This window comes from Maricaulis alexandrii, assembly GCF_005871165.1.
GTDB classification, from domain to species: domain Bacteria; phylum Pseudomonadota; class Alphaproteobacteria; order Caulobacterales; family Maricaulaceae; genus Maricaulis; species Maricaulis alexandrii.
Genome location: NZ_SWKP01000005.1, coordinates 211,027 through 224,461 on the forward strand (window position 1 = coordinate 211,027; position 13,435 = coordinate 224,461).

Annotated in this window: 15 protein-coding genes; 6 read left to right on the forward strand and 9 right to left on the reverse strand. The window is 64.6% G+C overall.

Going from position 1 to position 13,435, the window contains the following annotated elements:
- Positions 1-37 precede the first annotated feature (37 nt).
- Positions 38-922: an ATP-grasp domain-containing protein gene (locus tag FCS99_RS04430; RefSeq protein ID WP_138510867.1), complete on the forward strand. Its 885-nt coding sequence runs from the start codon at positions 38-40 to the stop codon at positions 920-922.
- Here the strand turns inward: FCS99_RS04430 and nth are convergent.
- A complete protein-coding gene (nth, locus tag FCS99_RS04435) occupies positions 919-1,620 on the reverse strand; it encodes an endonuclease III (protein WP_138510868.1) in 702 nt (233 codons plus the stop codon). The genes FCS99_RS04430 and nth overlap by 4 nt on opposite strands.
- A 26-nt stretch (positions 1,621-1,646) precedes the next feature.
- Positions 1,647-2,270 carry a LysE family translocator gene (locus FCS99_RS04440; RefSeq protein WP_138510869.1) on the reverse strand — a complete coding sequence of 208 codons (624 nt, stop codon included), beginning with the start codon at positions 2,268-2,270 and terminating at the stop codon, positions 1,647-1,649.
- 71 nt (positions 2,271-2,341) lie between these two features.
- Here FCS99_RS04440 and FCS99_RS04445 point away from each other — a divergent pair, with 71 nt between their 5' ends.
- The 4 genes from FCS99_RS04445 to FCS99_RS04460 are packed head-to-tail and all read left to right on the forward strand — an operon-like array spanning position 2,342 to position 4,808.
- Entirely contained in the window at positions 2,342-2,908 is a 567-nt protein-coding gene (locus FCS99_RS04445) for a DUF2244 domain-containing protein (protein WP_138510870.1), read from the forward strand.
- Positions 2,909-2,917: 9 nt separating this feature from the next.
- Complete coding sequence (locus FCS99_RS04450; protein WP_138510871.1) at positions 2,918-3,766, forward strand: methylated-DNA--[protein]-cysteine S-methyltransferase; 849 nt, start codon at positions 2,918-2,920, stop codon at positions 3,764-3,766.
- Positions 3,767-3,775: 9 nt separating this feature from the next.
- A complete protein-coding gene (locus FCS99_RS04455; protein ID WP_138510872.1) occupies positions 3,776-4,339 on the forward strand; it encodes a hypothetical protein in 564 nt (187 codons plus the stop codon).
- Positions 4,340-4,349: 10 nt separating this feature from the next.
- Entirely contained in the window at positions 4,350-4,808 is a 459-nt protein-coding gene (locus tag FCS99_RS04460; protein ID WP_138510873.1) for a VOC family protein, read from the forward strand.
- A gap of 3 nt (positions 4,809-4,811) precedes the next feature.
- Here FCS99_RS04460 and FCS99_RS04465 read toward each other — a convergent pair whose 3' ends face one another.
- Both FCS99_RS04465 and FCS99_RS04470 read right to left on the reverse strand, forming a co-directional pair.
- Complete coding sequence (locus FCS99_RS04465; protein ID WP_138510874.1) at positions 4,812-5,486, reverse strand: helix-turn-helix transcriptional regulator; 675 nt, start codon at positions 5,484-5,486, stop codon at positions 4,812-4,814.
- A 172-nt stretch (positions 5,487-5,658) separates the two neighbouring features.
- The gene (locus FCS99_RS04470; RefSeq protein ID WP_138510875.1) at positions 5,659-6,201 is read right to left on the reverse strand and encodes a YybH family protein; all 543 of its coding nucleotides are present in this window, start codon (positions 6,199-6,201) and stop codon (positions 5,659-5,661) included.
- A 118-nt stretch (positions 6,202-6,319) separates the two neighbouring features.
- Between FCS99_RS04470 and FCS99_RS04475 the strand changes: the two genes are divergently transcribed.
- Positions 6,320-7,144, forward strand: coding sequence for a LytTR family DNA-binding domain-containing protein (locus FCS99_RS04475; protein ID WP_138510876.1), 825 nt, complete (start codon positions 6,320-6,322; stop codon positions 7,142-7,144).
- A 9-nt stretch (positions 7,145-7,153) separates the two neighbouring features.
- Here the strand turns inward: FCS99_RS04475 and dapB are convergent, their stop codons facing one another.
- The 5 genes from dapB to dnaK all read right to left on the reverse strand — a co-directional run bounded on the left by dapB (position 7,154) and on the right by dnaK (position 13,201).
- Complete coding sequence (gene dapB / locus FCS99_RS04480) at positions 7,154-7,978, reverse strand: 4-hydroxy-tetrahydrodipicolinate reductase (protein ID WP_138510877.1); 825 nt, start codon at positions 7,976-7,978, stop codon at positions 7,154-7,156.
- Entirely contained in the window at positions 7,975-9,027 is a 1,053-nt protein-coding gene (locus FCS99_RS04485; RefSeq protein WP_138510878.1) for a hypothetical protein, read from the reverse strand. Before FCS99_RS04485 ends, dapB begins: the two co-directional genes overlap by 4 nt.
- Positions 9,028-9,181: 154 nt before the next feature.
- Positions 9,182-10,363 carry a molecular chaperone DnaJ gene (gene dnaJ, locus FCS99_RS04490; RefSeq protein WP_138510879.1) on the reverse strand — a complete coding sequence of 394 codons (1,182 nt, stop codon included), beginning with the start codon at positions 10,361-10,363 and terminating at the stop codon, positions 9,182-9,184.
- Positions 10,363-11,226, reverse strand: coding sequence for an FkbM family methyltransferase (locus tag FCS99_RS04495; protein WP_138510880.1), 864 nt, complete (start codon positions 11,224-11,226; stop codon positions 10,363-10,365). The genes dnaJ and FCS99_RS04495 overlap by 1 nt, the downstream gene beginning before the upstream one ends.
- 64 nt (positions 11,227-11,290) lie before the next feature.
- Entirely contained in the window at positions 11,291-13,201 is a 1,911-nt protein-coding gene (dnaK, locus tag FCS99_RS04500; protein WP_138510881.1) for a molecular chaperone DnaK, read from the reverse strand.
- Positions 13,202-13,435 lie beyond the last annotated feature (234 nt).

Below are 13,435 nucleotides of genomic sequence, written 5' to 3' on the forward strand. Positions count from 1 at the left end.
CTTGCCGCCATGGCGGGCGCTGGCTAAGCGCTGGGGCATGAAAAAAGTCGCCTTTCTCACCGCAGCCTGCATGTTCCGTGACCACCCGGACGCGCGCCTGGACTATTTCGAATACGAGCATGAAATCGGCGCCCTGCAGCCGGCTTGCCGTGCAGCCGGGATCGACCTTGTACCGGCGATCTGGGATGCACCCGATTATGACCCGTCAGCCTTCGACGCGGTCATGGTGGGTACGTGCTGGGACTATATGGAAAAGCCGGACGCCTTCATGGCCATGCTCGAGCGGACGGATGCGGCCACGTGCCTGCTCAACCCGCTCGATCTGATGCGCTGGAACATGCGGAAAATCTATCTCAAGGATTTGGCGGAACGCGGTGCACCGATGATCCCGACGGTCTGGGCGGACAAGGCGGATGCGGCGACGATCGAAGCCGCCTTTGATGAACTGGCAGCGGACGACATCGTCGTGAAACCGGTTCTGGGGGCTGGCGCCTGGCGTCAGGCGCGGGTCCGTAAGGGCGAGGCCCTGCCGCAGGCGGACACGCTGCCGCCCGCAGACTGCATGATCCAGCCCTTCCTGCCGGCCGTGTCCGAAGAGGGGGAGTTCGCCTTCCTCTTCTTTGGTGGGGAATTCTCGCACTGTGCCCGGAAAATCCCGGCGAAGGGCGATTATCGCGTCCAGTCGGAATATGGCGGGCATGAAGAGATCCACCATCCGTCCGAGCATGAGCTGGAGCTGGCCCGCGCCGTGCTGGATTGCCTGCCCGGCAAGCCGCTCTATGCCCGCGTCGACATGCTGCGCGGCCTGGATGGCGAGCTGGCCCTCATCGAGTGCGAACTGATCGAACCCTATCTCTATCCCGAACAGGGCCCGCAAATGGGTGAGGTCTTTGCCCGGGCGCTGGGGCGGATGCTGGGCTAGACCCCTTTCGGCGCCGGCGTCTTGTCCTTGAAGGCGCACAAATCCTCGATCGGGCAGCGCCAGCATTCCGGCTTTCTCGCCTTGCAGACATAGCGGCCGTGCAGGATCAGCCAGTGATGGGCGCCCTGCTTGAACTCGTCCGGCACGATCTTCTCCAGGCGCAGCTCCACGGCCAGCGGATCTTTGCCCGGTGCCAGCTTGGTGCGGTTGGAGACGCGGAAGATATGGGTGTCCACGGCAATGGTGGGGACGCCGAAGGCCTCATTCATCACCACATTGGCGGTCTTGCGGCCGACGCCCGGCAATGCTTCCAGGGCGGCCTGATCGGCGGGGACCTCGCCGCCATGGCGTTCGATCAGCAGCTGGGACACGGCGATGACATTCTTGGCCTTGTTGCGGAACAGGCCGATCGTCTTGATCCGGTCGCGCACATGATCCTCGCCCAGCGCGACCATCTTCTCCGGCGTGTCGGCTTCCTGGAACAGGAGCTTGGTGGCCTTGTTCACACCGACATCCGTGGCCTGGGCTGACAGGGCGACCGCGACGAGCAGCGTGTAGGGATTGGTATAGTCCAGTTCGGTACGCGGGGCCGGCCGGTCCTGGGCCAGACGCGCCATCAGGTCATGGGCCTGTTCCCGGTTGAGACCACGGGGCAGGCGTTTGGCGGGCTTTTTCCGGGGCTTGGCAGCGGGCGGCATGGGGATCTCCAGAAAACGGGGTCCGGTCAGACGGGGGCTGTGTCGAGAAAGAGCCAGATCGCGATCCCCGCCAGTAATACAGCCAGAACCCGCCGGAACCAGAGTGTGCTCTGCGGTGTTTGCAGGAAGGCCGCGGCCCGGGCGGCCAGAAGCACGATCACAACATGGATGCCGGTGGCGACGAGAACCGTGATCGCGGTCAGGCCCAGCGCCTGCGGCAGGGCCGGCCGGTCGGCGAGGATGTATTCGGGCAGGACGACCAGGAAGAAGAGCGCTGCCTTGGGGTTGAGCAGATTGATGATCAGCCCGTGGCGGAAATGCTTGCCCAGGGTCTCCGACAGGTGAATGGGTGAGCTTTCCCCGGCATGGCGCCAGCCTTCAATGGCCAAATAGAGCAGGAAGAGCGTGCCGGCATGGCGCAAGAGGGCGAACAGCCAGGGCGTCTGCGTGACGATGGCCGCCAGTCCCAGCGCAGCCAGCCCCCCGATCAGGCTGAGGCCCAGCATGACGCCGAGAACGGCGGCGAATCCGGCCTTGCGACCGCGATCCGCGCTCAACACGGCCAGCCAGGCCATGTTGGGGCCAGGCGTCAGCTCGATCACCAGCACGGTGAGTGAAAACGCGGCCAGTGTTGCCAGGAGATCCCCCATGTCTGACGCTTAGGCAGAATTGCCGTCCCCGTCACGTGGCATTTTTCAGCCAGCGGCCTATCCTGAAGCCCATGAAGACGATCATCGAAACCTGGCCGGCCGAGGCCGAAAGCGTCACCCGGCATGATGGACCGGTTTTCATGGACGCCGAAATCGCGCCCAACCGCTCCCTGGCCAATCCCGCCTTCATCGCGCTCATGGTCGCGATCAGTGTGATCTCCTTCAGTGCGGGCCTGTTCTACATGATGATGGGGGCTTGGCCGGTCCTGCCCTTTTTCGGGCTGGACGTCTTCCTGGTCTGGCTGGCCTTCAAAATCTCCTATCGCGACGGCCGCGCCCGGGAATATGTCCGCGTCGATGCGCGTGATATCGAAGTGGTGCGCCAATTGCCGACCGGGCACCGGCGCCGCTATCGCCTGCCTACGGCCTGGGTGACACTGCGCCTGATCAATCCGAAGGCCCACCAGTCCCAGATCGCCCTGACCGCCCATGGCCGCGCGCTCATCCTGGGCCAGTTTCTCAGCCCGCCCGAGCGCGGCAGTTTCGCCAAGGCGCTTGAAAAGGCCATTCTCGCGGCCCGGCAATCCCTGTCGGAGCGGCCGCAAGAAACGGGTGGAGCCGGTGTGCCGGGGGCGTAAATTGGCGGCATGAACACGATGTCCTACACGCTCGATGAGTCGAGCCGCGATTTTGACCGGATTGCCGACGCGCTCGAATTCCTCGGCGAGAACTGGCAGTCCCATCCCGATCTGGATGCGGCGGCCCGCTCTGCCGGCCTCTCCCCGCACCATTTCCAGCGGGTCTTCACGCGCTGGGTCGGGATGAGTCCCAAGAAATATGTCGGGGCCCTGGCCCATCAGGCGGCGCGTTCGGCGCTGGATGACGGGGCCAATCTTCTGGATGCCGCGTTCGATGCGGGCCTGTCGGGCCCTGGCCGGCTGCATGATCTCTTCATCGCGCATGAAGCCGTCACGCCGGGCGATGCGAAACGGCGCGGGGCCGGTCTCAGCTTTGTCTGGGGCGTGGCGCCCAGCCCGTTCGGGGATGCGGTCTTCCTGATATCGCCGCGCGGCCTGTCCGCCCTCGCCTTTGCCGATCCGGATGTGGAGGCCGGGTTCGAGGATTTGCGCAGCCGCTATCCCGCTGCCGACTATGCCCGGGATGATGATCTGGCCCGGCAATGGGCGGAGCGGATCTTTACGCCCCGGGACAGCGATCCGATCCCGCTGGCGCTCTATGGCACGCCCTGGCAGCGACAGGTCTGGCGCGCCCTTCTGGACATTCCGGCCGGGGCCACAACCAGTTACAAGGCGATCGCCGAGACGGTCTGCACCGCGAAGGCCTCGCGGGCCGTCGGGGCGGCTGTCGGGGCCAATCCGATTTCCTGGCTCATACCCTGTCACCGCGTCTTGGCCAGCAATGGCCGGCTGACCGGCTATCACTGGGGTGTGAAACGCAAGCGCGCCATGCTCGCCTATGAGGCCGCAGCAAGTTAGATTGCCCGGATGATGGATCATCCGCTCTTCCTGGCTGCGGTCATCGGTCTTCTGGCCGCCGCTGCCTTCCTCATCCGTTGGGTCGCCTCGCGCCGCCGCCTCATGGAGGATGCGCGGATCGAATATGCCGAACGCTGTGACACCAAGCCGAAAACGGTGAAAGGCGTGGATGCCGCCACGTTCGAGCGCCTCTATGTCGCCGCTTATGAGCCGCGCTGGGCGCTCTACATTGCCGGCGCTCTGGTGCTGGCCATCCTGGTGACGCCGCCGGCCGCGCTCGGTCTGGTCGCGCTCTGGCCCATTCTCGTGCTCGGGCTGGAGGCCGGGCCCTGGTATGATGAGGGCTATTATCCCTGGATGTTCTACATGTTCTTCGGTTTCTGCGGCATCTGGGCCCTGTGCGGGTTCCTGATGGCCCGCCTGCACCATGCGCGGCGCCCGGAACCCTTCAATCCGGCCCTGGCCCGCGCGCGCGGCGAACCGCTCGACGATGTTGCCATTCCGCGCAAACGCCCCAAATGGGCGGTGAAGGCACGACCGGATACGCGGTCGTCAAAACCCGACAGCGAATAGGGGACACATCATGCGTTACCTGCACACCATGGTCCGTGTTTCGGATCTGGACGCCAGCCTGCGCTTCTATTGCGAAGGCCTCGGCCTGACCGAGGTCAGCCGCAAGGATATCGAGGCCGGCCGTTTCACCCTGGTCTTCCTGGCCACACCGGAAGATGTCGCCGCGGCCGGGTATGAAGGCGGTCCGCTGCCGGAAGGCCTGCCCTGTGTCGAACTCACCCATAATTGGGACCCGGAAGAGTATTCGGGCGGCCGCAATTTCGGTCATCTCGCCTACCGCATGGACAATGTCTATGAGACCTGCCAGCGCCTGATGGACATGGGCTACACGATCAACCGCCCGCCCCGCGACGGCCACATGGCCTTCGTGCGCTCGCCGGACGGGATTTCCGTGGAACTCCTCCAGCGCAATGGTGCCCTGCCGCCGCAGGAACCCTGGGCGTCGATGGAGAATACCGGCAGCTGGTAGGCCTCAGGCCGCGTCCCGCATGTCCTCGAACCGCTTGCCCGGTTCATCCTCGAAGCTTTCCGCCAGCACGGTGAGCCGCTCAATGCGGTCGGTGCGGAAATGGCGGAAGTCCTGGCGCAGCTCGCACCAGGCCGAGAGCAGCCAGACGCGGCCGAAACAGGTCAGGGCGAGCGGACGGATGACCCGCTTGCTCAGCTCGTCCGACAGGGATTTGTAGACCACGCGCAGCTTTCGCTTGTTGGCGATGGCATTGCGCACCGGGCCGAAGGCTTCCGGGCGAACGGTCTCGTCCAGGAAGCTGGCAAAGAGCGGGGTCGAGCGCAGGCGCTGGCGATGCGTGTCCGGCAGGGCACGTTCGATCTTGGCGAGGGCCTCTGCCGCCGCAGCGGCCAGATCCTTGTCGCCGGTCGCCTTGACCAGGCGGGCGCCCAGGGCCAGCGCGTCCAATTGCTCATAGGAGAAGGTCAGGGGCGGCAGGTCGAAACCGGGTCGCAGCACATAGCCGACCCCGGCCTCGCCATCGATCGGCGCGCCGGATCCGATCAGGTGCGCGATATCGCGATAAATGGTCCGTTCGGAGACTTCGAACTTGTGGCCCAGCTCATGGGCTGTCACCGCGCCCGGCGCGGCTTCGCGCAAGGCCTGGACGATCCGGATGAGACGTTCGGCACGACGCACTGACACCCCCTGAAACCATTTGTTCGTGTCGGGAAGATGTCAGCTTCTGGCTGGACTGGCAAGTCTGGCCCGTCCGTCTGTGTTTCACGTGCAACAACGGCTCGAATGTCAGGACTTGACAGGAGCGGGGCCGAACGTCCCGGACGCCCGGCCCGGTCCCGGTCTGTGCCCGTCAGCTGCGGGCATCCATGATGGCGGTATGGGCGATCCGCCAGTCCGTGCCCTCCCGCTGCAGGACGAGGTGGAAATGCGTCCGACGTGCGCTTTCCCCGCCATTGCGGGACACGCCGCGCTGGCTGTCCGTGTACAGGTGGAGGACGGCCCCGTCCTGTCCGAGGAAACGGATGGAGATGAGTTGCATCAGGGCGGACTCGTCCCGCGATACGTCCGGATCAAAAGCCGGAAACAGGCGCTCTTCCAGGAAATTGCCCAGCGTATCGCGACCCTGGAACATGCGGGCATAGGCATTGATCCATTCCGTATCCGGCGTGTGCATCGCCATCAGTCCCGCCGTGTCCTGGTCGGCCCAGCGGTCCCGGAATGTTTCGAGGAAGGCGCGCAACTCGGCCTCGTCGCCGGGCCGGGCCGGCTCGCCATGCAGGGTGAACTCCGGCACTTGGCGGCGCTCCTGCGCCAGGGCGTCTGTCGGCACGCTGGCCAGGCAGGCAAGGGTGAGCAGGGTGAGTGGAATGAGGTAAAGGCGGTAAAGCTGCATGGAAAACTCCTGGTAAGTCCGATAGGTCTTTGAACAGCATCCCGGCACATCCAGGCCGGGACAGCGATGCCCGGACCTAGCGTGCGTGCCCGGGCGGTTTCGCCCCGGGAGTCGTGAAGTGTCCGGATATGTCGCGAAGGGTCCGCCAATGGCGGAAGGCCGTGTTCGGCCCCTCCCGCTCTGGCAGCAGCTGGGCTATCTCGGCCTGGGCGTGGCGGTGCTCGCCTTCGCGTTTTCCACCGCCGGCGCGTTCGATACGGACGAGCTGGGCGTGCCGCACCGGCTGGCGCTCTGGACTGTCGTGGCCTTCCTGATGCTGACCCAGCCTTGGCTGATCGAATACGGTCTGTCCCGGCTCGTGCCCCGGACCCGGACCTGGCGGTGGGCGAGCCTCATTTTTGCGGTTCTGTTGTGCAATCTGGCCCTGACCCTGGAACTGCACGCTCTGAAATCGACGCCGCTTCTGCCCAAGGCCAATGATCCGCTGGTCGATTTCTTTGTCTTCCTCGCTCCGGTTGTCATGCCGATCGCGCTTCTGGTTCTGCTCCTGAAACGGGGCTTTGCCGGACGCGTCGTCCTGGCACCGCCGGAAGACGGGGCGCCGGGACTGCTGGTCTCACCCGGCCTGGGGGATTGGCAGACGGGCTGGGAAGCGAAGGATCTGCTCTTCGTGCGGGCCGAGGACCATTATCTGGAAATCCGGACGGCCCGGACCCGCCACTATGTCCGCGGCCGCCTCTCCGATGCCCTTGAAAAACTGCACGGCCAGGATGGCGAACAGGTTCACCGGTCCTGGTGGGTCGCAGATCGCGCCGTGGCCCAGGCCCGCCGCCAGAACCGGGACATCAAGCTCACCCTGACAAGCGGGGAAACCGTCCCGGTCAGCCGGTCGCGGACCGAGGCGGTCCGGGCGCGCGGCTGGCTGGCGCGCAGTCCGGAATGAGGCCGGGGATCAGCCCCTGACCACATCCTGCATGGAATAGAGGCCGGCGGGTCGGGGCTCGCCCTCATTCAGTATCCAACGGGCCGCTTCCACGGCACCGCGGGCGAACACGTCGCGGTCATGGGCGCGGTGGGCAATGGTGATGTCTTCCAGTTCGGCCAGGAAGCGCACGGCGTGCTCACCGATGATGCCGCCGCCCCGTGTGACGGCAAACCCGATCCGGCCCGTCTCGCGGGCACCGGTATGGCCGTGACGGGCCCAATCGGCGACATCGTCCAACGCCTCACCGCGGCCCTGCGCAGCGGCCTGGCCCAGCATGAGGGCCGTGCCGGACGGGGCATCGGCCTTCATCCGGTGATGGCTTTCCTCGATCTCGATATCCCAATCGGCAGCCGGCAGGCTGGCGGCCATGCGCACCAGGCGTTCGGCCATGGCCACGCCCAGGGAAAAATTCCCGGCCTGTAAGACGGGGATGGTTCCGGCCGCCTTGACCAGCCCGTCCTGCTGTTTGGAATTCAATCCTGTCACACCACTGACAAACGGGATATTTCCCTTTTCAGCCAATATCTTGGCGGCGGCTTCCGTCAGTTCGGGCAGACTGGCATCAATGACAATGTCACAGTCGGACATCGCGTCCTCGAGGGAGACTACAGCGGTGACGCCATTGGATTCCCCGGTCAGATAGCGACCGATATCCCCGCCCTCGACGGGTGAGCCGGCGCGCACGGCTGCGCCGCTCAGCGCAAAGCCGGGCGTGGCGAGGATGGTCCGGCCGATGGCGCCGCCCAGACGGCCGGTCAGGCCCAGCAGGGCGATCTGGATGTCACGGCTCATAGCCCGCCTCCGCTGATGAATTGGTCTGCCAGGTTTTCAAACACATAGGAGCCGATGATGGGAATGACCGGCAGCAGGATATAGAGCGAAAACCGCGTCGTGATCCCGGCCGAGACCGGCCATTCGCGCAGATTGTTCACCCAGATCTCGTAATCGGTATAGCCGGCCAGGGCCGAGGCGGCGTCGGCATCCCCGGCCAGCGCCTTGTCCCGCATCTCGGCCATTTGCGCATGCACGCGGTCGAGTTCGGCCTGTTTGGCGGCACGGATCTTCAGGTGGACGGGATGCAGCGCGCTGGTCAGCAGGAAGAGACCGCCGACAATCGACGCACCGACCACCGGAATGGTCATGCCCAACTGGTCGGCGGCGAACAATTGGTCCGGCGCGTTCGGATTGATCAGGAAAAGCAGGATGATGGCGGCCATGATCATCCAGGTCCGGGCCGCCCGCAGCCCGATCCGGCCGAACACTTGCAGCCGGTCCAGCTCGAACAGGTCGACGCTCAGATGATTGCGGATCAGCGCCTTGATCGTGCGGCTCTCCCGGGCCACGTCGACGCCGGCGCGAAACCCGATCCCGTAGAGGAAGGGCGAGACAATCAGGAACCAGAGCCCGACCGAATTGACATAGTCCGGCAGGGTGAAGCCATTGGCCAGGATCATGAAGATATTGAAGCCCAGCCCGGCCACCGCACCGATGATGAAGGCCGTCAGATAGCGTCGCCGCCAAGTGTCCGGAATCCCGTCCGCCAGCGCCAGCGCGTCTTCGCCGCCATCCGCCTGGCCCAGGGCTGCTGCCAGATCGGCAGCCTCGGCGGCCCACAGCCGGCGCCCGGTCTCGCTGAAGGCGACACCGGCCGTGAAGATCAGGGAGAGGACAAAAGCGATCCAGGCGACACGCGTCAGCAGGGCCTGCCCGGTTTCGGTGAATTCGAACAGGCCCGGCCCGTTCGTGGTCTCGGCAATCAGGACATAACCGCCATAGACCAGCGCGAACAGGATCAGCGTGGTCGGCAAAAAGCCCAGTGGTGACCAGCGGAAAAAATGCACTTCCGCCGGCTGGAAAAAGCCGGGTCTGCCGGGCCCTGGCGCGGGAGCCGGGTCCGAACGGGTATCAGGTGTCGCGTCCATTCAGGGATTGGTACGCGTATCCCCCTGATCTGTCATCCCGAACCCGGTCGCCGGCTTGCAAAAAGCGATGGGATCAATTCGCGTTGGGGCGGCCGTCATCTGTGGTGACGTCGTCCCAGAATTGTTTGACCTTGTTGAAGAAGCCGGCGCTGTCCGGATTGCAGCCCTCGCCGGACAGGTCGCAGAATTCCTTCAGGATCTCTTTCTGACGGTCGCACAGATTGCGGGGTGTCTCGACGAAGAGCTCCACCACCATGTCGCCGCGCGGGCCGCCGCGCAGGCGGGGCATGCCCTTGCCGCGCAGGCGCATGCGGCGTCCGGTCTGGGCGCCTTCGGGGATTTTCATCTCGGCCTTGCCGCCTTCGATGGTCGGCACCTGCATGGAACAGCCCAGCGCGGCCTGCACCATGGAGGCCGGGGCGCGGCAATAGAGATTGGGTCCGTCGCGCTCGAAAATCTCGTGCGGGGTGACGGAAATGAAGATGTAGAGATCGCCGCGCGGGCCGCCGCGGGCGCCGGCTTCGCCTTCCCCGGCCAGACGGATGCGGGTACCGTCCTCGACACCGGCGGGCACGGTAACGTTCAGCGTGCGGTTCTTGCGCACCCGGCCGACGCCGTCACAGTCCTGGCAGGGGGTTTTGACATACTGGCCCCGGCCACCGCATTGCGGACAGGTCTGTTCCATCGTGAAAAAGCCCTGGGAGCGGCGGATGCGCCCGGCGCCGTGACAGGTGCCGCAGGTCTCCAGATCCGTGCCCGGCTCATTGCCCTGCCCGTCACAGCGTTCGCAATGCATGGCGGTCGGCACGGTGATGGTGGCATCCTTGCCGTTGAAGGCCTCTTCCAGCGAGATTTCCATGTCGAAGCGCAGATCGGCGCCGCGGGCCGGGCCGGAGCGGGCGCGTCCGCCACCCCGGCGGCCGCCGCCCATATTAAAGGCTTCGCCGAAGACCTGTTCGAAAATATCGGCAAAGTCGGCCGCGCCGGCCCCGCCGCCAAACGGACCCTGACCGCCGCCCATTCCGCCCTGTTCAAAGGCGGCATGGCCCATCCGGTCATAGGCGGCGCGCTTGTCGGCGTCGGACAGGACCGCATAGGCCTCGCCGACTTCCTTGAACTTGGCTTCCGCCTCCGCATCACCCGGATTCCGGTCCGGGTGGTATTGCATGGCGAGCTTGCGATAGGCGCTCTTCAGCGCCTTCTCGTCGACACCGCGGTCGACACCCAGGACTTCGTAGAAATCACGCTTGCTCATCAAACTTCACCGTTTTGCAGAACCAGAACCGCGTTCTGCCGCATTTGTTGCGCGACGCCATAACCATGCTTCAGGCACAGTCCGGCGGCGCTGTCCTCGATCGCGGCGTCGTGCCGCGTCTCGATCAAGATCATGCCCGGCCACAGGTTTCGCGGAGCTTCCGCAAAAAACGCGTCAAGCACGGGCGCTTCATAGCCTTCGATGTCGATTTTCATGACATCGACGCGGTCAATTCCGTTCTCGGCCAGGACTTGGCGCAGGGGGCGCAGCGGTACCGTGACCCCATCGCCATCCTGCTCGACATGGACCTCGCCGCGATTGCGGCCACTGACCGACAGATGGGCCTCGCCGGCCTCGGCGCCAAGGGCGACCGGGGCGACGGTCACATCCTTCGCGGTCGAGGCGGTCAGATTGAATTCCAGCCGCCGCCGGTTTTCCGGATCCGGTTCCACCGCGATCACCGTGACCGGCTTGCCCAGGGTTTGCGCGTCAGCCAGTACGGACAGGGTGTAAAGCCCCGCATTGGCGCCGGCATCGACGAAGACAAACGGCGTATCGCCCGCATGGGCCGCAATGCGTTGGCGGATTTCCGCCCGCTCGGCATCATCCCAGGTCCTCGACCCGGCAAAGACGCGCTTTTCGCACCGGTTATCGCGCAGATGGAGGCGGGCAAACTGGCCCGGGAAGACCTCGATATCCGCGATCTCGCGTCCGCCGGCCATCAGGACCCGCCGCACGACCGTCTCGGCAGCGCGGCGCAGCCCATTCAGCGGCAGCGACATGGGGAGTCGCCGCAGGCGTTCCGGAAAGGCGGAAAGCGCAAAGGCTCCAAACGGAGCGGAGATCGGATCGGGACGGTCCATTTGGACACCTCAAGGCCGGAAGAGAGGGGGCGGCTGCTGTGCAACCGCCCCGCATTTCCGGACCTTAGCCGTCCTTCTTGTTTTCGTCGTCGACTTCGGAGAATTCCGCGTCGACCACGTCATCATCGCCCTCGGCATCCGCCTTGGCGTCGCCTTCAGCCGCTTCGGTCTGCTGGGCGGCATACATGGCTTCACCGAGCTTCATCGCGGCCTGGACCAGGGCCTGGGTCTTCTGCTGGATGGCTTCGAGATCTTCGCCATCCTTGACCTCTTTCAGCTCGGTCAGGGCTGCCTCGATGGCGTCCTTGTCCTCGCCCGGCACCTTGTCGCCGAACTCTTCGAGCTGTTTCTCGGTCTGGTGGACCATGGCTTCGGCACCATTGCGGGCCTCGACCAGTTCCTTGCGCTTCTTGTCCGCGTCGGCATTCGCCTCGGCGTCCTTGACCATGTTGTCGATCTCGTCATCCGACAGACCACCGGAGGCCTGGATGCGGATCGCCTGCTCCTTGCCGGTCGCCTTGTCCTTGGCGGACACGTTGACGATACCGTTGGCGTCGATGTCGAAGGTCACCTCGATCTGCGGCAGACCGCGCGGGGCCGGCGGGATGCCGACCAGGTCGAACTGGCCGAGCAGCTTGTTGTCGGCCGCCATTTCGCGTTCACCCTGGGAGACCCGGATGGTCACGGCGGTCTGGTTGTCGTCCGCGGTCGAAAAGGTTTGCGACTTCTTGGTCGGGATCGTGGTGTTGCGATCGATCAGGCGGGTGAAGACACCGCCCAGCGTCTCGATGCCCAGCGACAGCGGGGTCACGTCGAGCAGCAGGACGTCTTTCACGTCACCTTGCAGAACTCCGGCCTGGATGGCGGCACCCATGGCGACGACTTCGTCCGGGTTCACACCCTTGTGCGGGTCCTTGCCGAAGAAGCCTTTCACGGCTTCCTGCACCTTGGGCATGCGGGTCATGCCGCCGACGAGGACGATATCGTCAATGTCGGAGGCGCTCAGACCGGCATCCTTGAGGGCTTTCTTGCACGGATCCAGCGTGCGCTTGACCAGGTCTTCCACCAGGGCTTCCAGCTTGGCGCGGGACAGTTTGATGTTCAGGTGTTTCGGACCCGAGGCATCGGCCGTGATGAAGGGCAGGTTCACTTCATAGGAGGTGGCCGAGGAGAGTTCCTTCTTGGCCTTCTCGGCTTCTTCCTTCAGGCGCTGGAGAGCCAGCTTGTCGGCCTTCAGGTCGATACCGTTTTCCTTTTTGAACTCGTCCGCGAGGTATTCGACAATGCGCATGTCGAAGTCTTCACCGCCGAGGAAGGTGTCACCATTGGTGGCCTTCACCTCGAACACGCCATCGCCGATTTCCAGGACGGAGACGTCGAACGTACCACCGCCGAGGTCGAACACGGCGATCGTCTTGTTCTCGCCCTTGTCCAGGCCATAGGCCAGGGCAGCAGCGGTCGGTTCGTTGATGATGCGCAGGACTTCCAGACCGGCGATCTTGCCGGCGTCCTTGGTGGCCTGGCGCTGGGCGTCGTCGAAATAGGCCGGAACCGTGATGACAGCTTTCTCGACCGTTTCACCCAGATAGGATTCAGCGGTTTCCTTCATCTTCTGAAGGGTGAAAGCGGAAATCTCGGACGGGGCGTATTTCTTGTCGCGACCCTTGACCCAGGCGTCATTCTTGTCGGACGGGACGATCGCATAGGGCACCATGTCGATGTCCTTCTTGACCGTCGGGTCGTCCATCGTGCGGCCGATCAGGCGCTTGATGGCAAAAAACGTGTAGTCGGGGTTGGTGACGGCCTGGCGTTTCGCCGGCTGGCCGATCAGGCGCTCGCCGTCTTCGGTGAAGGCGACGACGGACGGGGTGGTCCGCACACCTTCGGAATTCTCGATGACCTTCGGCTGGCCGTTTTCCATAACAGCCACACAGGAGTTGGTCGTACCCAGGTCGATGCCGATGACCTTGCTCATTGATCGTCTCTCCGTTTTTTCCAAGCGGGACCGGGGCTGTCGAGGTCGGCCTTTTTCAAAAGCACCGCGCCTGACGCGTTCCGTCCCCTTCGGGATCGTCATTGATAAACCGGCGATGCCGCCGCCGGCGTGGTTCAGGTGTTTCGCAGGGAATAACCCCGCGCTTGGTAGGCGATTTAGGGAGGGGAGGGTGAGGACGCAAGGGCGGCTTCATATAACATGCAGATTCCGGTG